The sequence below is a fragment of the Chromobacterium sp. W521 genome (assembly GCF_052805975.1).
Genome location: NZ_JBRBAF010000008.1, coordinates 123526 through 145707 on the forward strand (window position 1 = coordinate 123526; position 22182 = coordinate 145707).

The 22182-nt window shown below is 64.3% G+C and carries 26 protein-coding genes; 5 read left to right on the forward strand and 21 right to left on the reverse strand.

Features of this window, described 5'->3' with window-relative positions:
• The first annotated feature begins 5 nt into the window (after nt 1–5).
• Nucleotides 6–899, forward strand: coding sequence for a LysR family transcriptional regulator (locus ACUXV1_RS14205; protein WP_446015686.1), 894 nt, complete (start codon nt 6–8; stop codon nt 897–899).
• A gap of 120 nt (nt 900–1019) precedes the next feature.
• The gene (locus ACUXV1_RS14210) at nt 1020–1268 is read left to right on the forward strand and encodes a hypothetical protein (RefSeq protein WP_081555321.1); all 249 of its coding nucleotides are present in this window, start codon (nt 1020–1022) and stop codon (nt 1266–1268) included.
• A 74-nt stretch (nt 1269–1342) separates the two neighbouring features.
• Here ACUXV1_RS14210 and frdD read toward each other — a convergent pair whose 3' ends face one another.
• The 7 genes from frdD to ACUXV1_RS14245 form a co-directional block, all read right to left on the reverse strand.
• Nucleotides 1343–1708, reverse strand: coding sequence for a fumarate reductase subunit FrdD (gene frdD, locus ACUXV1_RS14215; protein ID WP_446015687.1), 366 nt, complete (start codon nt 1706–1708; stop codon nt 1343–1345).
• Nucleotides 1705–2103, reverse strand: a complete 399-nt coding sequence (locus ACUXV1_RS14220) for a fumarate reductase (protein WP_043633295.1) — start codon at nt 2101–2103, stop codon at nt 1705–1707. The genes frdD and ACUXV1_RS14220 overlap by 4 nt, the downstream gene beginning before the upstream one ends.
• Nucleotides 2100–2876 (reverse strand): succinate dehydrogenase/fumarate reductase iron-sulfur subunit, encoded by a 777-nt coding sequence (locus ACUXV1_RS14225; protein ID WP_446015688.1) that lies wholly within the window; start codon nt 2874–2876, stop codon nt 2100–2102. The genes ACUXV1_RS14220 and ACUXV1_RS14225 overlap by 4 nt, the downstream gene beginning before the upstream one ends.
• Nucleotides 2873–4657, reverse strand: coding sequence for a fumarate reductase (quinol) flavoprotein subunit (gene frdA, locus ACUXV1_RS14230; RefSeq protein ID WP_446015689.1), 1785 nt, complete (start codon nt 4655–4657; stop codon nt 2873–2875). The genes ACUXV1_RS14225 and frdA overlap by 4 nt, the downstream gene beginning before the upstream one ends.
• Before the next feature lie 13 nt (nt 4658–4670).
• Nucleotides 4671–5996, reverse strand: a complete 1326-nt coding sequence (locus ACUXV1_RS14235; protein ID WP_043633291.1) for an anaerobic C4-dicarboxylate transporter — start codon at nt 5994–5996, stop codon at nt 4671–4673.
• 195 nt (nt 5997–6191) lie between these two features.
• Nucleotides 6192–7517 (reverse strand): methyl-accepting chemotaxis protein, encoded by a 1326-nt coding sequence (locus ACUXV1_RS14240; RefSeq protein WP_043633289.1) that lies wholly within the window; start codon nt 7515–7517, stop codon nt 6192–6194.
• Between the two features lie 194 nt (nt 7518–7711).
• The gene (locus ACUXV1_RS14245; RefSeq protein ID WP_043633286.1) at nt 7712–8263 is read right to left on the reverse strand and encodes a GNAT family N-acetyltransferase; all 552 of its coding nucleotides are present in this window, start codon (nt 8261–8263) and stop codon (nt 7712–7714) included.
• Between the two features lie 419 nt (nt 8264–8682).
• Between ACUXV1_RS14245 and ACUXV1_RS14250 the strand changes: the two genes are divergently transcribed.
• The 3 genes from ACUXV1_RS14250 to ACUXV1_RS14260 all read left to right on the forward strand — a co-directional run bounded on the left by ACUXV1_RS14250 (nt 8683) and on the right by ACUXV1_RS14260 (nt 11206).
• Nucleotides 8683–9417, forward strand: coding sequence for a hypothetical protein (locus tag ACUXV1_RS14250; RefSeq protein ID WP_194427893.1), 735 nt, complete (start codon nt 8683–8685; stop codon nt 9415–9417).
• A 15-nt stretch (nt 9418–9432) separates the two neighbouring features.
• Nucleotides 9433–10611 (forward strand): MFS transporter, encoded by a 1179-nt coding sequence (locus ACUXV1_RS14255; RefSeq protein WP_446015690.1) that lies wholly within the window; start codon nt 9433–9435, stop codon nt 10609–10611.
• A gap of 187 nt (nt 10612–10798) precedes the next feature.
• Nucleotides 10799–11206: a VOC family protein gene (locus tag ACUXV1_RS14260; protein WP_081555328.1), complete on the forward strand. Its 408-nt coding sequence runs from the start codon at nt 10799–10801 to the stop codon at nt 11204–11206.
• A gap of 521 nt (nt 11207–11727) precedes the next feature.
• Here the strand turns inward: ACUXV1_RS14260 and ACUXV1_RS14265 are convergent.
• The 14 genes from ACUXV1_RS14265 to fliI form a co-directional block, all read right to left on the reverse strand.
• The gene (locus ACUXV1_RS14265) at nt 11728–12444 is read right to left on the reverse strand and encodes a glucosaminidase domain-containing protein (protein WP_446015691.1); all 717 of its coding nucleotides are present in this window, start codon (nt 12442–12444) and stop codon (nt 11728–11730) included.
• The gene (gene flgN, locus ACUXV1_RS14270) at nt 12425–12850 is read right to left on the reverse strand and encodes a flagellar export chaperone FlgN (protein ID WP_043633278.1); all 426 of its coding nucleotides are present in this window, start codon (nt 12848–12850) and stop codon (nt 12425–12427) included. The genes ACUXV1_RS14265 and flgN overlap by 20 nt, the downstream gene beginning before the upstream one ends.
• Nucleotides 12851–13120 carry a flagellar biosynthesis anti-sigma factor FlgM gene (gene flgM / locus ACUXV1_RS14275; protein WP_081555330.1) on the reverse strand — a complete coding sequence of 90 codons (270 nt, stop codon included), beginning with the start codon at nt 13118–13120 and terminating at the stop codon, nt 12851–12853.
• Nucleotides 13121–13245: 125 nt separating this feature from the next.
• The gene (locus ACUXV1_RS14280) at nt 13246–13938 is read right to left on the reverse strand and encodes a Crp/Fnr family transcriptional regulator (protein WP_043633274.1); all 693 of its coding nucleotides are present in this window, start codon (nt 13936–13938) and stop codon (nt 13246–13248) included.
• A 223-nt stretch (nt 13939–14161) separates the two neighbouring features.
• Nucleotides 14162–15145, reverse strand: a complete 984-nt coding sequence (locus tag ACUXV1_RS14285; protein ID WP_446015692.1) for a flagellar motor protein MotB — start codon at nt 15143–15145, stop codon at nt 14162–14164.
• A 13-nt stretch (nt 15146–15158) separates the two neighbouring features.
• Nucleotides 15159–16025 carry a flagellar motor stator protein MotA gene (gene motA / locus ACUXV1_RS14290; protein ID WP_043633272.1) on the reverse strand — a complete coding sequence of 289 codons (867 nt, stop codon included), beginning with the start codon at nt 16023–16025 and terminating at the stop codon, nt 15159–15161.
• Between the two features lie 17 nt (nt 16026–16042).
• Nucleotides 16043–16735, reverse strand: coding sequence for an RNA polymerase sigma factor FliA (locus ACUXV1_RS14295; protein WP_081555331.1), 693 nt, complete (start codon nt 16733–16735; stop codon nt 16043–16045).
• A 6-nt stretch (nt 16736–16741) separates the two neighbouring features.
• A complete protein-coding gene (locus ACUXV1_RS14300) occupies nt 16742–17185 on the reverse strand; it encodes a hypothetical protein (protein ID WP_043633268.1) in 444 nt (147 codons plus the stop codon).
• A 17-nt stretch (nt 17186–17202) separates the two neighbouring features.
• Complete coding sequence (locus tag ACUXV1_RS14305) at nt 17203–18204, reverse strand: flagellar hook-length control protein FliK (protein ID WP_446015693.1); 1002 nt, start codon at nt 18202–18204, stop codon at nt 17203–17205.
• The gene (locus ACUXV1_RS14310) at nt 18201–18488 is read right to left on the reverse strand and encodes a hypothetical protein (RefSeq protein ID WP_019103738.1); all 288 of its coding nucleotides are present in this window, start codon (nt 18486–18488) and stop codon (nt 18201–18203) included. Before ACUXV1_RS14310 ends, ACUXV1_RS14305 begins: the two co-directional genes overlap by 4 nt.
• The gene (fliS, locus tag ACUXV1_RS14315) at nt 18475–18867 is read right to left on the reverse strand and encodes a flagellar export chaperone FliS (RefSeq protein ID WP_019103737.1); all 393 of its coding nucleotides are present in this window, start codon (nt 18865–18867) and stop codon (nt 18475–18477) included. Before fliS ends, ACUXV1_RS14310 begins: the two co-directional genes overlap by 14 nt.
• Nucleotides 18868–18982: 115 nt before the next feature.
• The gene (gene fliD / locus ACUXV1_RS14320; protein WP_043633265.1) at nt 18983–20326 is read right to left on the reverse strand and encodes a flagellar filament capping protein FliD; all 1344 of its coding nucleotides are present in this window, start codon (nt 20324–20326) and stop codon (nt 18983–18985) included.
• A 110-nt stretch (nt 20327–20436) separates the two neighbouring features.
• Nucleotides 20437–20871 (reverse strand): flagellar export protein FliJ, encoded by a 435-nt coding sequence (fliJ, locus tag ACUXV1_RS14325; protein ID WP_043590291.1) that lies wholly within the window; start codon nt 20869–20871, stop codon nt 20437–20439.
• On the reverse strand, nt 20868–22181 hold the full coding sequence (gene fliI / locus ACUXV1_RS14330; protein ID WP_043633264.1) for a flagellar protein export ATPase FliI: 1314 nt from the start codon (nt 22179–22181) through the stop codon (nt 20868–20870). The genes fliJ and fliI overlap by 4 nt, the downstream gene beginning before the upstream one ends.
• Between the last annotated feature and the right edge of the window lies 1 nt (nt 22182).

The following is a 22182-nucleotide window of genomic DNA, read 5'->3' on the forward strand; positions in this document are numbered from 1 at the left end:
ATGCCATGGTCAGTCTGGACCGTTTCGAAACCTTCAAGGCCGTGGTGGACGCCGGCTCCTTCACCGCCGCCGCCGCGGCGCTGGGCCAGAGCCGCGCCGTGGTCAGCTTCAATATCAAGCGCCTGGAGCAGGAAATCGGCGTCGCGCTATTGATCCGCAACACCCGCAGCCTGGCTTTGACCGACGCCGGCGCGCGCTTTTACCAGCGCTGCGCCGATATGCTGGAGCAGGCGCGGCTGGCGATAGACGACGCCCGCGCCGAACATGGAGAACTCAGCGGCGCGCTGCGCGTCACCGCCACGCTGGAATACGGCCTGGCCAAGATCGCGCCGGCGATTCAGGCCTTCGCCCAGCTGCACCCGGCGCTGCAGGTGCAGCTGTCCACATCCTCGCTGCATGTCGATCTGATCGCCGAGCGCTTCGACATCGCCATCCGCCTGGGCAGCTTGCCAGAGGCCGAGCTGCACGCGGTGCCCTTGGCCCGCTTCGATATTTTCCCGGTGGCGGCGCCGGCCTTGCTGACACAAGAACAGCCCGGCGACCTGGCCGCGCTGGGCCGGCTGCCCTGGCTGGGACACAGCCGGCTCAAGCACGCCCCGCCCTGGCTGGTGGACACGCCGGACGGGAGCCAGACATCCTGGCTCCCGCCGCACCCGGCGCGGCTGAGCTCGGACAGCGCGTCCATCCTACGGGCCTACGCATTGGCCGGCCTCGGCGTCGCCCTGCTGCCGGACTGGCTGGTCAACGCCGATCTGCGGGCCGGCCGGCTATGCCGCTTGTTGCCCGATCACACATTCCCGCAGCAAGGCATTCACGCGCTCTACCCGCGTACCCGCCACCTGCCGGCCAAGGTACGGGCCTTTATCGATTTTTTGCGCGAGCGCGAGGCGGCGGGCTAGCGGACGTCCCGGTCATTGCTCCGGCACTGGGCACCGCGTTCATGCCGGCACGCGCGGAGCGGTGGGCAAAATGGCGACCTTGATGCAAAATGCCCGCGTCACCCCCAAGAAGCCACTCGAATGTCCTACCTCCGCGCTGCCTCGCTCCTGCCCGCCCTTTTGCTCTTGTCCGAATTCTGTCTGGCCGATATGGGCAGCATGGGCGCCTTCATGGTCAATCTGGCACTGTTCGCCATCGCATTCTGGCTGGCGCTGACTTGCTTGGTGTTCTGGCTGCTGCGCCGGCGCACGGCCGGAGCCCAGTTCGGGTTCACGCTGTTGTTTTTGCTGTTTCCCCTGTTCTGGATGCTCTTGATCTCGGTGCGCTAACTCCCACCCCAGGCATGGGCGACACCGCCAAGCGCCTCCCTGCCAAGGTGGTTTCAACTCAAAACAATGAGAGCTCAGAACCCCACCGCCAACAACAACCCCGCCGCAGCCAGCGTGCCCAGCGCCGCCACCCCATAGGTGCAGGCCTTGGCCAACGGTCCACCGTGGACACCGACATCGTGCAAGCTATGGTAGATGCGGTGCGCCGCGTGCCACAGCAGCAGAGCGATCAGGCCAAACAGCACCGCCTTGCCGATCAGGCTTTGCGCCAACGCGCGCAGGGTATCGTAATCAGCGGTGCCGTCAGGCAGCCAGCCCAACGGCGCGGCGATGCCGGTAATGAATACCAGCATCGGCCCGAACAAGGCGGCCAGCATGCCGCCGGCGCCAAACAAGCCCCAGAAGATGGGCGCGTGAGAGCGTTTCAGTCCCGGTTTCATGCCGTCATCCCCCATACCAGCATCAACAAAGCGGCGCAGCACACCACGGCGGCGGCCAGGCCGCCGGCGGTGATGGCCAGCGCGGATACCCGCCGCCCGGCCAGCATCAACGGCGGCAGCGTGCGCGGCATGATCTTGAACCAGGTGTAGCTGTGGTAGGCGATCATCAGCAGCGCCGCCGCGTGCAGCAGCAAGGCCGGCGCGCTTTGCAGCGCGGCGACAAAGCCGTTCCAGGCCGCCTCCCCCTGGCTCAGCCGCCACAGCCCGCACAGCAGGGTCAGCGCGTAGCCGGCGACGAAGAGCGCCGTGCCTTCGTGCACCATGTACTCGATGAAGTAAGGGTTCTTGCGCCACCAGCCTTCCATTGGCCGGACATACGGTTTTCGCTTGTTCATTTACAAGCTCCTTTGGGCCGGGCGAAGCGCAGGAAGTAATCCCTGGCTACCGCTGTCTTGTTGAGGTTCACCGCATTGGCCGGGTCCACCATCTTGGGGCAGACCTCGGAGCAATAGCCCACCGCGGTGCAGTTGAACACGCCCTCCTGCGCGGCCAACAGTTCCATCCGCTCTTCGGCCGCGCCGTCGCGGCTGTCCATGTTGTAGCGGTGCAGCAGCGCGATGGCGCCAGGCCCCAGAAACTTGTCGTCCAAGCCGTATTGCGGGCAGGCGGCGTAGCACAGCAGGCAGTTGATGCAGCTGCTGAACTGGGCGTACCAATCCATCTGCGCCGGGGTTTGCAGGTATTCGCCGTCGGACAGCGGCTTGTCTTCCTTGGGCACGATATAGGGCTGGATACTTTCCAGCTTGGCGATGAAGTCGTCCAGCACCACCACCAGATCGCGCTCTATCGGGAAGTGGTTCAGCGCCTCGATGCGCACCACGTCCGGGTAGTCGCGCAGAAAGGTCTTGCAGGCCAGCTTGGGCACGCCGTTCACCATCATGCCGCAGCTGCCGCAAATCGCTTGGCGACAGGACCAGCGGAAGGCCAGGCCGCCGTCCAGGTAATCGCGGATGTATTGCAGCGCCTGCAGCACGGACATGTCGTCGCGGTACGGCACTTCAAAGTGTTGCAGCCACGGCTCGCTGTCCTGCTCCGGCCGGTAGCGCATCACCGCGATGGTCTTGGTCTGAGCGGTCATCGTGTGTCTGGTCATGGTGTGTTCGCTCATGCCTTGCCCTCCTTGGCCGCGGCTTCCGCCGCCAGGCCGGCTGCGCCATAGGCGCGCACCGCCGGCTGCGATTTGGTGATCTTCACCGCGCCGTAGTCTATGCGCGGCGCGTCCGCGCCCTGGTAGAAGGCGAGGCTGTGCTTGAGGAAGTTGAGGTCGTCGCGCTGTTCGCAGCCGTCCAGCCGCTGATGGGCGCCGCGCGATTCGCGGCGTTGCAGCGCGGAATGCGCCATCGCCTCGGCCACGTCCAGCTGATAGCCCAGCTCGATGGCCAGCAGCCAGTCGCTGTTCCAGACGCTGGATTTGTCTTCCACGTGCACATTGCGGAAGCGCTGTTTCAGCTCCGCCAGCTTGTCGCAGGTGGCCTGCATCGAGGCTTCCAAACGGTAGATGCCGCAGCCGGCTTCCATGGTTTCCGCCATTTCGCGGCGCAGTTCGGCGATGCGTTCGCCCCCTTCGCGCGCGCGCAGCGCGTGAAGGCGCGCCTCGGCGGCCTCGGCCTGCTTTTGCAGCGCTTCGCGCCGCGCGGGACGGCGCGATCGCGCGCAGCGAGCGGCTTCTTCGCCGGCCACTTTGCCGAACACCGACAGCTCCGCCAGCGAGTTGGAGCCCAGGCGGTTGGCGCCGTGGATGCCCACGCTGGAGCATTCGCCGGCGGCGAACAGGCCGGGCATGGGCGCGGCGCAGCGGCCGTCCACCAGGATGCCGCCCATGGTGTAGTGCACCGCCGGGCGCACCGGAATCGGCGCCTTGGCCGGGTCTATGCCCAGGAATTCCTCCGCCAGCTCGCAGATTTGCGGCAGCCGTTCGCGCAGCTTGGCGTGGCCCAGGTGGCGCAGGTCCAGATACACCGCGGAGCCCCATGGGCCTTCCACGGTACGGCCCTGTTGCTGCTCGTACCAGAAGGCCTGGCTCAGGCGGTCGCGCGGGCCCAGCTCCATGAATTTGTTGCGCGGCTTGTCCTCCGCCGGCCCCAGGCCGTAATCCTGCAGATAGCGGTAGCCGTCCTTGTTGACCAGTAGCCCGCCTTCGCCGCGGCAGGCCTCGGTGAACAACAGGCCTGTGCCGGGCATGCAGGTGGGGTGATATTGGACGAATTCCATATCGCGCAGCGGCACGCCGTGGCGGTAGGCCAGCGCCATGCCGTCGCCGGTGACGATGCCGCCGTTGGTGTTCTCGCGGAACACCCGGCCGGCGCCGCCGGTAGCCATCACCACCGCGCCGGCTTCGATCAGCAGGCTGTCGCCGCTGGCGATGTCGATGGCCAGCACGCCGCGCGCCTCACCGTCCTCCACGATCAGATCCGCGCAGAAGTATTCGTCGAAGCGGCGGATGGACGGGAAGCGGATGGAGGTCTGGAACAGGGTGTGCAGCATGTGGAAGCCGGTTTTGTCGGCCGCGAACCAGGTGCGCTCTATCTTCATGCCGCCAAAGGCGCGCACATTGACGCTGCCGTCCTCCTTGCGGCTCCACGGGCAGCCCCAGTGTTCCAGCTGCACCATTTCCTCAGGGCATTGAGCCACGAAGTATTCCACCACGTCCTGCTCGCACAGCCAGTCGCCGCCGGACACGGTGTCGTTGAAATGGGCATCGAAGCTGTCGTGCGCCTGCTTGACCCCGGCGGAGCCGCCTTCGGCCGCCACGGTGTGGCTCCGCATCGGATAGACCTTGGACACCAGCGCGATGCGCAGCTCCGGGTCCGCCTGGGCGGCGGCGATGGCGGCGCGCAAGCCCGCGCCCCCCGCTCCCACGATCACAATGTCTGCTTGGTAAGTTTCCACAAGCTTTCCTCACTTAGAAGTACAAATGCGTCAATCCGTACGCCGCCAGCGTGGACACCCCCACTCCTATCAGCCCCGGCATCATGAAGCTGTGGTTGAGCAGATACTTGCCGATGCGGGTGGTGCCGCTGCGGTCCATATTGATGGCCGCCAGGTCGCTGGGATAAAAGGCGAAGAAGAAATAGGCGTAGCAGGAGGGCATAATGGCCAGCAGCTGGTGCGGGCTCAGGCCCAGCGCCAGACCGAAGGGCACCATGATGGTGAGCGTAGCGGCCTGGCTTTTGACGAAGGCGGACACCGCGAACATCGCCAGCGCGAAGGTCCACGGCGCGTAGGCCACCATGGCCTTGATATTGGCCACCAACAGCGGCTCGTTGGCCTTGACGAAGGTGTCGCTCATCCAAGCGATGCCGAAGATGGACACCACGGCGATCATGCCGGCGGTGAAGACCTCGGAGCGGGCGATGACCGCCGCCTTGGCGTTGGAACGGAACAGGATGAAGGCGCCGAAGGCCAGCATCACGAACTGCACCACCGTGGTCATGGGCACCGGCTTGCCCTGGCTCACCGGCAGCCATTGCGGAAACAACGCCAGCAGCACGATGACGAAGATGCCGGCGAAGAACAGCGCCACCGATTGCCGCGCCGCCGCCGGCAGCGTCTTGTCCAGGGTAGTGACGGATTGTTCCACCGAGGCGCGGAAGTTCGGATCTTGCATCCGAGCCAGGAATTCCGGATCGCGGTCCAGCTCCACGCCGCGGCGCAGGCTCCAACAAGCGGCTGCCAACACGCCCAGCAGGCCGGCCGGCGCGGTCACCATCAGGATTTGCCACAGGGTCAGCGGCTGGCCGCTATGGGCGGTCATCGCCAGCAGCGAGGTCACCGCCGCCGCCGCCGGGCTGGCGGTGATGCCCATTTGCGAGGCCACGCTGGCCATGGCCATCGGCCGCTCCGGGCGGATGCGGGTTTTGAGAGAAACGTCGGCGATCACCGGCAGCAGCGAATACACCGCGTGACCGGTGCCCACGCACATGGTGAGCAGGAAGGTGGACAGCGGCGCCAGAAAGGTGATTTGCTGCGGATGGCGGCGCATCAGCCGCTCCGCCTGCTGCACCAGGAAATCCAGGCCGCCGGCCACTTGCAACGTGGCCGAGGCGGTGACCACCGCCAGAATGATCAGCATCACGGTGATGGGCGGCTCCGCCGGCGCCACGCGGAACACGAAACACAGCACCGCCACGCCCAGCCCGCCTATCATGCCCAAGGCCACGCCGCCTCGGCGTATGCCCATCAGTATCGCCGTCAGCAGCAGCGCGAATTGTATCCAGAAAACCCACATGATCTTGTCCCTATTAGCCATTGTTTTCCGCTGTTATAGGGGATTAACAGCATCGGCTAATAGACCTTGATCAAGTCCGGCCCACAACGATTCCAAAACAGACCATTGGCATTGAGCGCAGCCTGTGCTCCAAGGCTTCCCGCCTGCTCTACCAACCTTGATAACGGCTAAGCAAGATAGCCCTTGAACAGATTCTTAAAGTGTTTTCTGTCCCTGCACCGCCGAAAAATGACTCACCACCTCGCTCAACTGGGCGGTGCTGCTGCGAATCTGATCAATGGAGGTACTGGCCACGCCGGCGTGCTCCTCGCCCATCCGCGCCTTGACCTGCATTTCATGGATGCTCTCGCTGGCGGACGAGGTGCCGTTGCGGATGTCGTCTATCATGCCGGCCACTTCCTTGGTGGAGGCGTTGGTGCGCTCGGCCAGCTTGCGCACCTCGTCCGCCACCACCGCGAAGCCGCGGCCCTGCTCCCCGGCGCGCGCCGCCTCGATCGCCGCGTTCAAGGCCAGCAGATTGGTCTGGTCGGCAATCTCGTGAATGGTGTTGACGATGGAGGTAATGCGCAAAGTCTTGGAGTCAAGATCCTCTATGATCTTGACCGAGCGCTCTGCGCTGTTGGCGATCAGACTCATCTCGCCTATGGTGTCCTTGATCACCGCCAAGCCGTCGGACGAGGCCGCGTCCGACGCGGCGGACAAGCGGTGCGCCTCTTTCACCAGGTGCTGGTCGCGCTGCGCGGCCTCTTCTTCCTCAGTGATGTCCAGCGCGAACTTGATCACTTTGTAGACTTGCCCCTCGTCGTTGACGATGGGGTTGTAGCTGGCCTCCAGCCAGATGGGCCGGCCCTGCTTGTCGCGGCGTTCAAACTTGCCGGCGATGAAGATGCCCTGGTTCAGCCGCTGCCACAACTCGGCATAGGCAGGACTGTGCACGTATTCAGGCGGACAGAAAGCCCGGTGATGCTGCCCTATGATTTCCTGCTCGCTATAGCCCACCGTGTTCAGGAAATTGCTGTTGGCGCGCAGCACAATGCCGTCGACGGAGAACTCGATCACCGCCATCGAACGGCTAACCGCCTTCATCGTATTGCGCGCTTCCAGTTCCGCCTGCACCGACTTGGTCACGTCCAGCGCGAACTTGACCACCGCCGTCACCTGGCCGGCTTCGTCGCGCACCGGGTTGTAGCTGGCCTCCAACCACACGATATCCCCGTTCTTGGTGACGCGCTTGAAGCGGTCGCTGACGAAATGCCCCTGCCGCAGCCGGCTCCAAAAGTTGCCGTACTCAGGGCTGCTCACAAACTCCGCCGGACAAAACAGCCGGTGATGCTGGCCTATCACCTCGCTGGCGCGGTAGCCCATCACCGCTTCGAAATTGGCGTTGGCGGAGCGCACCACGCCGTCCGGAGAAAACTCTATCACCGCCATTGAGCGGTCAATCGCCTGCAACACGCCCTGCTGCTTATGCAGCTCCGCCACCGTGTCCTGCAATTTGCGTTTCAAGGCCATATTGAACATGCAGCAACCCTTCCGCTCGAGTCTTAGTTCTTGCCGTCAGCGCTCATCCCCCACACTTTTATTTACAAAGCCACCCATGCCAATGTCAAACCGTAAAAACACTTACCACGCTTCGGTAGCCAAAATGCCGGGGCTTCACAAAAAAACAAGCCGCCTTTCGGCGGCGGCAGGAGGAAAAAAACCAGGCTAGTCGCTCAGCCCTGCGCATCCGGATCGGTAGCCAGCCGCGAGAACATCCTGAAATCGCACGGCTCGCCTCGTACCTGACGATATGCGCGCAGCAGCCCCTCGTACTGGAAACCGCAGCCGCGTAGCAATTGCTCGGCGCGCCGGTTGCCGTCGCGCGACACCGCCTGCACCCGGTACAAGCGACAACCGCCAAACGCCCAAGCCGTAACCGCCTTGCAGGCCGCCAGGCCCAGCCCGCGCCCCCAATAGGCCGGCGCCAGGTCGAAATCGATTTCCGCGCTGCGGTCCGCCGGCCAGACGGCGTCAAAACCAATGGAGCCGGCCAAGCATCCCAGATCATCGTCCACAATGGCCAGCCGCAACGGCGCGCCCGGTTCATCGGAACGATAGGCCTGCACCAAGGGCGCCAGATCCGCCGCCGACTGCAGCACCCAGCGCAGATGCTGCGCCACCTCCGGCAGGCGCAGATAATCGTACCAGTCAGGAATATCCAGCATTTCCATTGGACGCAGGCTGAAGCCCTGCATATCGATAGACGGCGGGGGTATCACATTCATCACGAGCACCAGAAATGAGGGGACCGGCCCCGCGCCTGCAAGCGAGTGGACCCGGCCGCGCTTTATTGTGTAGAGCGAAAGACCGCATTCCATTCTAGAAGATAGCTCGCCAATAGAAAGCCGATATGCGGGCGGAGCCTCGGGATGGGCCCAGATATTCATGTCGGCAGACGCAGGCTAAAAGCCGCCGGGATGTGCGGGCTATCGCCGGAGAAGAAGCCCTGCATTGCCTTGCGCGCATCATCCGCGAGCGGTGGCGGGAGGGAGTGAAAACGGTGTTGAAACTAGCCTTTCGGCCGGCGCCTTATCAGCCAGGCTTCGTCATAATGCGACAGGACAAATATTCAGCCGCCGCGCCTGCGCGCCGAGCGGCACAGGCTCGCTCTTTGATCGACCCCAACTTGCGAAGGAGCCTCGCCATGAATCTAGACCAAGCCGTACTGGAAGATCCTGTCGTCGAAGACATCGACGCTCAGATCGAAAAAGTGCTGGCCATGATGTCCACCCAGGAGTTGCAACGGCTGCAAGCCAAGTTGCAACAACGGTATCAGTTGGAGTATTCCGAAACCGACGCTCATCCGTTCAATATCAAAACCATCATCAAGGGACGCGAGATCCGCTTTTCGCGCGGGGTGTCGCCGGCCTCGCGCGCCTTCATGATCCTGCACAGCCTGGGGCATTATATTTTCATCTGCGCGGCCAAGCGCAAGAACATCAAGCGCTACGACTATATTTACGATCTGCGCGGGGTGCAGACGGCGCTGCACTATTACGAAACCGCAGGACAGGGCAGCGGCCTGGATCAGCCGCCGCCGATGACGGCGCAGAAACGCAAGGACCGGGTGTCCTTCGAGGTGGGGGCCAACCGCTTTGCCGCCGACCTGCTGGCCGACATCGGCTTTAGCCAGGCGGAGGCCCTGATTCAGCGTTATCAGGTGGGCGACATCAACTATATTCTCGACGTGTCGAGCGGCGGCAAGGCCGCCATCGTGCCCAGCGACCACGACTATCTGCGCCGCTACATTTGCGCCGGCTTGTCCATTGATCCCAACGACGCTTACGATGACGGCGTCTATGATCCGGACGCCTACCGCCGGTACGGCATAGATTGGCAATATATCGAGGATATCCGGCTTGAGATTCATTTCTTCTGATTCTTCCGGGCGCGCATGGCCAACATAAGCCGCCCCCAACTGGGCGCTTTGTTCTGCTGCATGTTCATCATCGGCTCGGCCGAAGTAGCGGCCGGCCCGATGATGGCCTTGATGGGCCGCCATTTCGGCGTGCCTTCCAGCGCCATAGCCTATCTGCCCGCCGCTTACGGACTGTGCTACGGCGTGTTCGCGCTGGTGGCCGGCCCGCTGTCCGACCGTTTCGGCCGCAACCCCCCGTTGCAACTGGGCCTGCTCGGCTTCGCCTTGTGCTGCGCGCTGCTGCCCGTCGCGCCCAACCTGAACGCGGCCGTCGCGCTGTCCGCGCTGAGCGGCCTGTGCGCAGCGGTGATCCAGCCCAATGCGCTGGCGCTGGTGGCGGACCTGGCCCCTCGCGCCCAGCTTGGCCAAAGGCTGGGCCAGGTCTTCATCGGCTTGATGCTGGCCTTCGTGCTGACCCCGGCGCTGGCCGGAAGGCTGGCGGATACCGCGGGTTGGCAGGCCAGCTATTACGCGCTGGCCACGGCCGGTCTGCTGGCATGGGCCGCGGTGCGGCGGCTGTTCCGCGCCGACGGCGGCCGCCTGACGGCGGACAGCGGCTTTCTAGCCACCTTGGCCGGCGCCTGGCGCACGCCCGGCGCGCGGCGGCGGCTGTGCGTCAGCTATCTGTGGCTGGGCTGGGTGGCCGGCTTCGGCGCCGTAGTGGCCGAGGTGGCCGCGCGCAAACTCTCCCTCAGTTCCACCGGCGGCGGTCTGCTCGCCGGCGGCTTCGGCCTGGTGGTTGTGCTGGGGAATCTGTGCGGCCCCCCGCTGCAACGGCGGCTGGGCGAGGCGGCCTTGCCGGCGGCGGCGCTGGCGGCCGCGCTGGGCATCTTGTCCTTCCTGCTGCCCCTCGCCGCTTTGTGGCAGTTGGCGCTGGCCGGCAGTCTTTGGGCCTTCGGCTATGGCTGCGCCGGGCCCTTGCACCACGCGCGCCTCAGCACGCTGTCCGAACGCTATCGCGGCACCCTCAATTCTTATCACGCCAGCTTGCTGAACCTGGGCATTTTTTCAGCTTCCCTGCTGCTGGGCCTGAGCAGCGAGCCGAGACCCATCGCCTGGTTCTGCGCCGCCACCGGGCTCTTGACCCTGGCCGGCGCGCTGTTGTTGCTGCCCTTCGGGCCGGGCTTGCGGCCGGCAAGCGCCAACCCTTCCTGAAGGCGGCTCAAAACCCAACCTCACACGGTAAGTGCGCCCCATCCTGCCCGGACTCTCAAGGCTTTGAACAGGTTTCAAACCTATCGCCGGCATTGAGAAATACAATTTCGGCATCGGCTTGCAAATTCGCCGGCCGGACAAATAATGACAAATACAAAACAAAATGCCGTTTAACTAAGGAATTGTCATGATCGTCATTCGGGAAATTGATCATATCGTGCTGCGGGTCAGCAACTTGGCGAAGATGGAACGCTTTTACGGCGAGGTGCTGGGCTGCACCGTGGAACGTCGGCGCGAGGACTTGGGGCTGGTGCAACTGCGCGCCGGCCATTCGCTGCTGGACCTGGTGCCGGTGGATGGGCCTCTGGGACGGGCAGGCGGCCGCGCGCCTTCCGCGGAAGGCCGTAACCTGGATCACTTCTGCTTCCGCGTGGACCCCTTCGATGAGGATGCGATACGCGCCCACTTGGCCCGGCACGGCCTGAGCGCAGGGGAAACCGCTCAGCGCTACGGCGCCGAAGGCGAGGGTCCCTCGCTATACCTGCAGGATCCGGAAGGCAATGTGGTGGAGCTGAAAGGCCCGTCCTGCCCTTAGAACCTGTTCAAAGTCTGCTGCGCTTCAGCGATACGGCGTTAAAAACAAGCTCAAAATGCTCATGTACCACTTGACCATTCCGCTTTTTCGCTCGTTTTCGCCTTGTCTCGCCCTTGCTCGCGAGACTTTGAACAGGCTCTTAGACCCGCTAACAAAACCCCTGATCCTGCGTTGCGCCTCCTTGCCCTCCGGAGGCTGATAGTTCTAGTGGAATCCATCTCTGCTTGGTCTCTCCTCCAGCATGGGCGGCGGTTTTAAATATTACTGGTTTTGATTTTTTTATTTAGACATAAATACTCTAGTCTAGACCGCTTTGTTAATAGGGCATTTAATCCACCACCCCTGGCTGACTTAATTCAAACAATCGTTTGGAGTAAATACCGAAATTCAAACTGGCATTGAATTGGTATTAAATATCGACAGTGGTCCTTATTCGCCGCACAACCGGCCGCGCGCGGCAAATATAAAAAACCCCTGAAGCATGCTGCGCGTTCAGGAGTTTCTGTTGCGTGAGTCCGCGTTCAGGGCTGTTTGCGCGCCTGAATGCCCGCCGCCACTTTCCGCAGCTTGTCCGCATAGCCCGGATCCGTGGCGTAGCCGCCTTGAGCCAGCGCCTGGGCAAAAGCCTGGGCGTTGCCGCCCACGCCCAACGCTCCGCGGTAACGCGGGTTGCCGGCCAGCAACTGCGCGTAATCGGCGAATGCGTCCTGCAAGCCGGAATACGCGCGGAAGCTTTCGGTCCGCTTCACATCACGGCCATCCACATGCTCGGTGGTCAAGGCGCGGGTGACTTCGCCTTGCCAGCCCTTGCCGGCCTTGATACCAAACAGATTGTGATTGCTGCCGCCGTCGGCGCGGAGCAGCGGATGCTGACCCCAGCCGGACTCCAGCGCCGCGTGCGCGGACACCAACTCCGGCGCCACGCCCAGCTTGGCGGCGGCTTGCTGCGCGTAAGGCGCGATGCTGTCGAGAAAGGCTTGCCGATCCGCACCGTAGGGCATGCTGCCGCCCAGCGTGGCGTCCTGGACGCGCTGACGCGCCCAAGCGCCTTCCGGCGACAGGCTGGCCCAGCTGTCCGAACCGTTTTCGATGAAGTCGCGCACCTCGCCGTGCAGCTGGCTGCTCCATTGGTCGGCGAAACGCTCGCCGCCCCCGCCGCCCTGGCCCATCAGCGGCAAGGCGACGGTATCGGCGCCGAAGTCCGGCCCGGCGTTGATGTCATTGCGCACAGTAAACATCGCTGTCTCCATTCAGCACGCGGTTCATCAGGTCCTGCTGCTGTTGCAGCAGTTGGCCATTGCGCAGATTCAGGGTCTGGCACAGGCGGATCTGCTCCACCAGCGCATTCCAGCGCTGACGGCAGGCTTGCTCCGCGGCGGCGGGCAAGAGCTTGAGCACCGCGTCCATCGAGGCGGCACGGCCCGCGCCCAGCAATTGGCCGGCCAGTTGCAGCCGCTGATCGCGGCTGGCCTGCAGGGCGTCGCACTGGGCGACGATGTCCGAGCCCAGTTGTCGCAACGCTTCGGCCTGGTGCTCCAGCGCCGCGGCGAACTGCTGTTCCAGCAGTTGTTCCAAGCGGCCGTAGCCTTGCAGGTCCTGCCCCACAGTGGCCAGCAGTTGTTTGAAGGCTTGCTCGCGATTCATTCAGCGGCTCCGGTGATATTGCTCCACCAGGTCGGCCAGCCGGGCGGCGTCGAAGCGCACTTCGCCGCGCGCCAGCGCGGCGCGCACTTCTTCCACCCGTTTCATGTCGATATCCGGCAGCGCGCGCAGCTCCGCCACCGCCGGCGCCATGTCCTGGCTCGCGGCGGGCGTGGCGACGGCCGCAGGCGCGCGGGCCGGCGTTTCCGCGGCGGCGCTCTGGCCGCCGACCGCCAGTTCGCGGCGTTGCGACGAGGTCGAGTTGATTTGCATAGTTTGAAATCCGTCTGGGTTGGCTGTGCGAGCGGCTGGGGCGCTTGATGCCGCGTTGCGCGGCCGCTCGGGGCGGGCTTTGCGGCCCGCCCTCACCCCTTCAAGGCGACAGTCTGGAAAAAAACTTAAAAATTTACCGGTAACATTTTCAGAACGACAATGCGGCGGTTTTCCAGACGGATATATCGGCCAAACACCAGTTCCTTCAGGATGCGCGCCACCATCTCGCGGGAAGAGCCGATCTGGTCGGCGATTTCCTGCTGGGTCAGCTGCTTTTTCAGCACCATCTCGTCGCCGTCCTGCTCTTCCAGCATTTGATTGATCAGGATGCGCACGCGGCCGTACACGTCCATCAGCGCCAGGTTCTTGGCCTTGTTGGACATGCGGCGCACCACTTGCACCAGATGGCACATGATCCGGGTGCGGGCCTCCGGGCTGTGCGGCAGGCCGTCTTCGGTGTCGAAAAGCTGCATCAGGCTCTCGCGGCTGAACACCAGCAGGTGGCTGTCCTCGTCCGCCGCGCAATTAGAGCTGCGCTCGCCGCTGTCGATGAAGCCGACCATGCCGATCAGCTCTCCGGAGGCGCAGATTTGCAGAATATATTTTTTGCTGAGCCCATCCGAAACAAAGACTTGCATGCAGCCGCTGGCCAGCAGGTAGACCTCGTTGGCGCTGTCGCCTTCGTTGTACAGCACCTCGCCCTTGCTCAAGCGGCGGCTTTCGGCCAGCTCCAGCGCTTTGTCCAGCTTGTCATTGTCCAGATGTCCGAACAAATGTGTGCCTCTTAACAAGGCTTTGATATTGTGGTTTTCATTCATGACCACGTCGTCCCCGATAGTCTTGCGATTGAATCGACTTTCCCGCAGATGTTTGCCGCCTTTTGGCGTCTTTTTTTGTCAACATCATCCGAGTCTTTCGCTCGAATTTTTATTAATCAGGTGCGGATTATAATATTAGCGGTTAACAAAAGTGTGAAAAAACACACATAAAAAAAGCCTGAAACGAATCAGGCTTTTGTTTCGAACCCAAAAAAATAAAAGTTCATCGGGTAGTTAGGCTATCTTGCAGCGCGCTATCCAGATCGGATTTCTGTAGTGGCGAACTTACAACACTGGCCTCGCGATTGCCGCTCTGCCCCGGCGGCCCGAACATGGCCACCACCGCCTGCGCTTGCTTGCTGGTCATCACCAAGAGCTCGATGCGGCGGTTGTAAGCGGCCAAGGGATGCGCGGCGTCCAGCGGCGCCCGGTCCGCCATGCCCACCACTTGCAGGATGCCCGCGGCGTTCATGCCGCCTTCCAGCAAGTGCAGCCGCGCCGCCATCGCGCGGTTGCTGGACAAGCCCCAGTTCGAAAACGAACCGAAGCCGGCGGTGCGGTATTGCGCGGCGTCCGTATGTCCGACAATCAGCAATTGATTGTCGATATGGCTGAACATATCGCCCATTTCATGCAGCAGCCGCTTGAAGCGCGGCTCTACGATGGCGCTGCCGCGCTCGAACATGCCCTGATTGTCGGTATCGTGCAGCATCACCCGTAAACCATAAGGCGTGACCACGGTCTGCAGATTGCTTGCCAAGCCGGCGTCCTGGCTCATTTTGGCCAGCAAGCCGGCCAGCTTTTCCAGGTCCGCCACGCTGTCCAGGCTGCGCTGACCTTGGCCGTCGAAGGTCTTTTTGGCCACCTTGTTGCTCTCCTGCAGCATGGAGTCCGCCTTGGTGGTGGTGGTGGGCTGGCCCGGAATCGGATCGCGCGGGATCAGGCTGCCCGGCGGGGTACCGGTGTGTTCGATGCTGCGCGAGCCGCCTACCTTCAGCGGGCTGCCACCGCCCGCGGTCAGCAATTGCTGCAGGTTTTCCTGATCGCGCGCGGCCAGCACCCACAACACCAGGAACAAGCACATCAGCGCCAGCACGAAGTCAGCGAACGCCACTTTCCAGGCGCCGCCGTGCCCTTCGGAATCCTGGCGGCGCGACACCTTCTTGATCACCGCGGCTTCATGCTCGCGATTGGGTTTATTCGCCATGCCCGCCATCCGATTAGTTCACGCCTTCCAGCGCGTTGATCCAGGTTTCCAGCTGAGAGAAGCTGGGCTTGGTGTTCAGTTGCACCAGGCGGCGGCCGGCGTCGATGGCCAGCAGCGGCGGCTTGCCGGATACGTGGGTGGTCAACACCACTTTCACCGATTCGTAGTTGGACAGCTCCTGTTTGACCAGCTGGTGCATCATGTTGGACAGCGGGTCCAGCACGCCGTAGCAGAAGAAGATGCCGATGAAGGTGCCCACCATGGCGGCGGCCACTTTCTCGCTGATCTCGCCCGCGGTGGCGCCCTGGCTGACGCTGTTCATCGCCATCACGATGCCCAGCACCGCGGCCAGGATGCCGAAGCCCGGCATCGCCTCGGCGATCTTGTGCAGCGACTTGGATGGCTGGTTCAGTTCTTCATGAATCGCGTCCAGTTCCTGATCCAGCACGCTTTCCAGTTCGTGGGCGTTGATCTTGCCCATCGCCATCAGCCGGAAGTTGTCCACGATGAAGGCCAGCAGCTTGGGTTCCTCCAGCACCAGCGGGTAGCGATTGAACAAGGGGCTTTGACGCGGGGCCTCCACGTGTTCGTCCAGCGCTTTCAGGCCCTGGCTGGCGGTAATCAGCAATTCGTACATCAGCAGCAGCAGCTGGCGCTGGAATTCCGCGTCGTATTTCTTGCGCATGCCGACGCGTTTGATCTGGCCGCCCATTTCCGTGAGCACGTGCTGCGGGTTGCCCAGCACGATGGCGCCGACGGCGGCGCCGCAAATGATCAGCAGCTCCACCGGCTGCCAGATCACCGACATGATGCCGCCATGCAGCATGAAGCCGCCAAAGACACAAACCAGCACGATCAGAATGCCGAATAATTGCTGCATGTTTTCTTTCCTCGGACTCAGGCCGCTTGTAGGCGGGCCTGCATTTTTTTGAGAGCGCTCTTGTTGATCTGGCAGACGCGGGCTTCGGTCAGCGCCAGCACCGCCGCGATCTCCTTGAGACTCAGTTCAAATTCGTAATACAGCTGGATCACTTGCTGCTCGCGCGGGTTCAGCGCCTGCAAGGCCACGGTCAACGCGTTTTTCAGCGCCAGCCGCCGCTCCGGATTGTCTTCCGCCGCCGGCTCCAGCCCCTGGGCCATCAGTTCGTCGAAGCTGGACAGCGCTTCAGCGTTGTCCGCCAGCAGCGCTTCCTGATAGGCCTCGGCGCTGAGTCCCAACAGCTGCATCGCTTCCGCCTCGCTGGGTTCGCGCCCCAGCTTGCGGCTGAGCAGGCGCAGGCCGTCGCGCACGCGGTGCGCTTCCTGCCGCACCGAGCGCGGCCGCCAGTCCAGCCGGCGCAGTTCGTCGAGAATGGCGCCGCGGATGCGCAAAATGGCGAAGCCGGCGAACTTGTCGTCCGGCTCGCCATAGCGGCGCAGGCTCTCCAGCAAGGCCATCAGCCCCACCTGCTCCATATCTTCGCGATCAAACACGCCGCCGGCCTGGGACGACAGCTGACGCGCCACCCGCTTGACCAGGTGGGCGTACTGGCGCAGCGCCTCGGCTTCGCCGCCGGCGCTGACCGGGGCCTCGTCGTAACAGGCGTACATAGGGGCTTACTCGATGATCAACTTGCTAACCATCACCTCGCTGAACGGCGCGTCGCGGCGCTCGCGCAGGAAGCCGCCGGCATAGGCCTTGGCCAGCAAGCGCTGGTAGTCGTCTATGCTCATCGCCAGCGCCTTGTCCGCCGGCAGCTCCGAGAGCGCGCGCACAGCGATGCTTTTCAGGAAGGGCAGTTGGGCCTTGACTTCGGACTCCTGCTTTTCATTGCTGCGGAACACTAGGTCCACCGCCATGAAGCGGGTGGCGGATTCCCCGCCGCGCAGCATTACGATCACCTTGTCCATGCTGACGAAGCGCGCATCCGGCGCCGCCGCCGGCTTGGGCGCCGCCGCGGCCTGCGGCGCGCGGGCGCTCAGCCACCACCAAGCGCCGCCGCCGGCGGCCAAAGCCGCCGCGATGGCCACGATCAAAATCACTACGATGTTTCTGTTCATGCTTGTGCTTCCGCTGCTCAGCTCTGGCCCAGCCAGAAGCCTTGTCCATCACCCTGCCCCGCTTCCGCCAGCGCCCGGCCCGGCGCGCGTTGCGGCTGCTGTTGCCCCTGGCGTTCCTGACGCTGCTGGCCGTGGCCGCCCTGCCCCGGCGCGCCTTCGCGCACGTCCACCGCCACCTGCGTGTATTGGCGGTTGGACAGATCCTGACGCAGCGCGTCGCCGATGGCTTGCAGCTGCCGCACCACTTCACCGTGCGAGGCGGTCAACTGCACTTGCAGCGCGCCGGCTTCGTGACGGATGGAAATTTCCAGGGAGCCCAGCGACGGCGGGTCCAGGCGGATCAGGGCGCGGTCCATGCCGTGGCTGCTTTGCACTTGCAGACGTTCGCCCAGCGCGGCGCTGAGTTTGTCGCCCCACTTGGCCGGCTGCTCCGCCGGCAGCTTGATCGGCGCCCATTCCGGCAGCGGCGCGCCGGCCTTGTCCTGCGGCTGCGGCGCAATGGCGGCCAATAGCGGCGAAGCGGGTTGCGCCGGCGTCGGGAGTTCGCGGCCGGCCTGGGCCTCGCCGGCCGGCTTGGCCGGCAGCGGCGCCAGGGTGTTGATCGCGGCGGACAAGGCGTCCGACGGCATCGCCGCCTCGGCGGTTTGACGCGACGTCGCCGCCGTGGCGACGCGCGCGGCCGCATCCACGCCGGCTTGCGCCGGCGCTCCGGCCTGAGGCGCAAGGGCCGGCGGCTGCGGCGCAGCCGGCATCAGCGGCAGAGGCTGAGCGACGAGGACGCCGGGCTGCGCGGCCGGCTTCTCCGCCTTGGCTTCGTCGCCCGCGGGGGCCTCGGCGTCGGCGTCGACCGCCGGCGCGGCGCTTTGCCCGTCCATCAGGCTGGCCAGCAAGGCGCTGGCGAAATCGCCGCCGGAATCCGGCGCCGCCGCGTTCGGGTCCAGCAAGGGATCGGCCGGCGCGGCGTCGGCGGACGTTGACGCGCAGCCGGCAAGAAGATTGGGGGGCAAGGATACGTTCATGCTTGATTCCAGTCGCTGACTTCGGCGTAGGCGATTTGCGCTTCGCGCTGATGGCTCAGCGCGGCGATTTTTTCTTGCAGTTCCGCGGAGTCGGCGCGGCAGACCTCCAGCGCGTCGCGGTAGGCGGCGCGCAAGGCGGCGCGCGCGGCCGCGTCCAGCGCCTGAGGCTGGGTGCGCAGCAGTTCCGCCAATAGTTGGTCCAGCGCGGCCAGGCGCTCCCAGTCGCGCTCGGCGCAGGCGCGGCGGATGGCGGCTTCCAGCGCGGCCGGCTCAGGCGGCTTCATGCTGGTCCCGCACGCCTATCCAACCGCCCTTGAGCTTGATCAGCAGCTGCTCGGCCTCGTCCAGCGCCGCCACGTCCAAGTTCACGCTGGCGTGGTAGAGCCGGTAGGCGCAGTAGTCGTAAAGCCGCGCCAGATTGGTGACCACCTCGCCGCCGGAGTCGAAGTCCAGCGCGCTGGACAGGCCGTTGAGGATGTTGATGCACTTGCTGATGCTCTCGCCCTTTTGCTCGTAGCGCTGGTTTTCCAGATGGCCGCGCGCGCGCGCCATTTCTTCCAGAAGGCCGTCGAACAGCACCAGCACCAACTGCACCGGCGAGGCGGAGTGGGTCTGCGCTTCCAGATTGACCGCGTGATAGCTGCGGTAGGCGTCGTAATCCACGTTGTCGTGCTCCTGTTCTAAATCAATAGGCGGGAGGTTGTCCCTCCCGCCGAATTCAATGCGGCCAAGCCAATCCGGCGACGGATTCAGAGCCTATTCACAATCTCGCGCATGCTTAGAAAGACAGCATGTCCACCGTCTTCTGCATGTCTTCCTGCATCTTCTGCAGCTGGGTGAACTGCGTCAGGTATCGCTTGTAGCTCTGGTCGTACTGGGCTTTCAGCCGCGTCTGGCGGCTGTCCAGGTCTTTCTGGATGCGCGCCTCGGAGTCCTTGCGCAGCTTGAGCAGGCCGCTGCTGCCGTTCAGCCATTTGTCCAGGTAGTCGCTGCTTTGCTTGACCACGCCGTTCTTGTTGTCGCCGTTGACGAAACGGTCCAGCGCGTCCGGCTTGTCCTTCAGCGTTTCGTTCAGTTTCTTGCTGTCCAGGCTCAAGCTGCCGTCGCGGTTGGCCTTGATGCCCAGCTGGTTCAAAGTGATGCCGTCGTAGGGCTGACGCAGCAGGCTGTTGATGCCGTCTTTCAAACTGCGGATGCCGGAGTCGCTGGCGAAGGGACCGCCGGCCTTGCCTTCCTTGCCCGGCGCGGACAGGTCGGCGATGGCGCTGGCCAGCTTGTTGTAGCTGTCGACAAAGCCTTGCACATTGCTCACGGTGTCGGCGTCGTTGCGCGATACCGATAGCTGCAACGGGGTGTCGCCCGGCTTCATCGCCTTGCTGATGGTCAGGCTGACGCCGTCTATGCTTTCGAAGGTGTTGGACGCCTGCTTCATTTGCACGCCGGTGTCCTTATTGCCCAGCCAGACGATGGCGTCCTGACCCTTGGTCAGTTCCTTGGGATTGGCCAGGCCGGTCTTGAGGCCGGCGTCGCTGACTTGGCTCAGGTCCAGCGTGATGGCGCCGCTCTCGCCGGTCTTGCCGGAGGACATCACCAGCTGGCTGGTGCCGCCGTTGTTCAACACCATGGCGTTGACCTTGCCGCTGTTGCCGCTGGCGCGGTTGATGGCCAAGGCCAGTTCCGACGGGGACAGATTGCCGTCGCCGTCGCGGTCCGCGCTGCTGAGGTCCACTTCAAAGCTGTCGCTGCCCTGGCGGATGGTGATCTTGTCGCCGGCTTGAGCCTTGGCGCCGGACAGGCTGCCAAAAGACATCTGGTGGGCGGTGGCCACTTGTTCGATGAACAGCGAGTAGTTGCCCGGCTGGGCGTTGCCCTTGGCGCTGACGCTGCCGAAGCCTTCCTGGCTGATGCTGGCGTTCATCGCCACCAGGCTTTTCTTGCTGGTGATGCCGGACAGCGCGCTGCGATAGTCCTGCAAGGCTTTTTGCAGCTTGTTCAGCGCGTCGCCGCGCGCCTGCGCCGCCTTGTTCTGGGTGTCCAGCTGGTTCTGGGCGTCTTGCAGGTACAGGCTGGCGGCGTTTTGAGCCAGCGCCGAGGGCGGGGTCTTGCTGAAATCGATAGCCATTTGGAATCCTTTCGCTGTGCGCGGGCCGGATCGGCGTCCGGGCGGAAGATGGATGGTAGTGACTGTTCAGTGCGACCGCCGTCCGGCTTTTCTTGAGCCGCCGTGAATAATCACGCTCCCCGCAGCCAGGCTTGCCCGGCCAGTTCATCGGTTTGTTTCTGTTCTTTCTTCAGCCGCAGACGCAGCAGGCTTTCCGCCGCCTGATCGCGCACCTGGACCATCACTTCCCGGCGCAGGCTGGCTTGCAGCAGCGCGCGCTGACTGACGGCGGCGTCCGCCTCGGCCAGTTGCAGATCCTGCTGCTGCGAGGCCATCAGCCCCAGCAGCGCGCCCTTGTAGTCGGCGCAATTGCGCGCCAAAGCCGGATGGCCGGCGTCGGCGCTGGCGCCGCTCTGCCCGCACAGCTCGCCCATGCGCAAAATGTTGCGGCGGTAGCGTTCCTGCAACTGGCGCTTGCCTTCCACCTCGCTTTGCAGGCGGTCCACATCCTGTTGCCGCAATTGGACCATCAGGCCCAGGCGGCGCACGTCTTCGGGCTGGTTCATGTCGCTATCATCTCCATCAAACCGTTCCGGCTGTCTTCATAGCTCGCGGCCTCGGCCGCGCCCTGGCGCAGGAAAGCCTCCAGCCGGGGCATCAGCCGCACCGCGCGGTCGGTTTCGGCGTCTGCGCCGGCCACATAGCCGCCCAAGGGAATCAGGCTGCGCACTTCCTGGTAGCGGGACCAGGCGCCGCGCGCGCCGCGCGCCGCCTCCGCGTGTTCCGCCTCGGTGAGCTGGCTCATGCAGCGGCTGACCGAGCGGCCGATGTCGATGGCCGGATAGTGGCCGCGCTCGGCCAGTTCGCGCGACAGCACGATGTGGCCGTCCAGAATGGCCCGCGCGGTGTCCACCACCGGGTCTTGCTGGTCGTCGCCCTCGGCCAGCACGGTGTAGATGGCGCTCATGCTGCCTGCCCCGCCCTCGCCGTTGCCGGCGCTCTCCGCCAGCGAGGGCAAGAGGCCGAACACCGAAGGCGGATAGCCTCGGGTGGCCGGCGGCTCGCCCAGCGCCAGCGCCACTTCGCGCTGCGCCATCGCATAGCGGGTCAGCGAATCCACCAGCAGCAGCACATTGCGCCCCTGGTCGCGAAAGTGGGCAGCGATGGTGTGGGTCAGTTCGGTGGCCTTGAGCCGCATCAGCGGCGATTCGTCGGCCGGCGCCACCACCAGCACTGCCTTGGCCAGGCCGGCTTCGCCCAGCGAGTGCTCGACGAACTCCCGCACTTCGCGGCCGCGCTCGCCGATCAGGCCCACCACCACCACGTCGGCCTCGGTATGGCGGGTGATCATGCCCAGCAAGACGCTCTTGCCGACGCCGGAGCCGGCGAACAGGCCGACGCGCTGGCCGCGCCCAATGGTGAGCAGGCTGTTGATCGCGCGCACGCCCACGTCCAGCGGCGCGGACACCGGTTGTTTCTTCAAAGGATTGACCTGCGGCGGATGGGCGGCCAGCGGCTGTTCGCCGCCCAGGCGGCCCAGGCCGTCCAGCGGCTCGCCCAGACCGTTGACGATGCGGCCCAGCCAGGACGGGCCTATCATCAGGCCGCCGCCGTCTGCGGCCGGCAACACCCGCGCGCCGGTGGTCAGGCCCACCGGCTTCTTGAACGGCATCAGATAGGAGACTTCGCGCTTGAAGCCCACCACCTGGGCTTGCAGCCAACCGCCGCCGGTGGTTTCAATCACGCAGCGCTGGCCGGTTTCCAACGGGCAACCTACGCTTTCCAGCAGCAGGCCGGACGCGCCCACCAGGCGGCCGCTGACGGTGGCCACCGGCACCTCAGGCAATTCCAGTCGTCCCAGCGCCTGACGCAACATG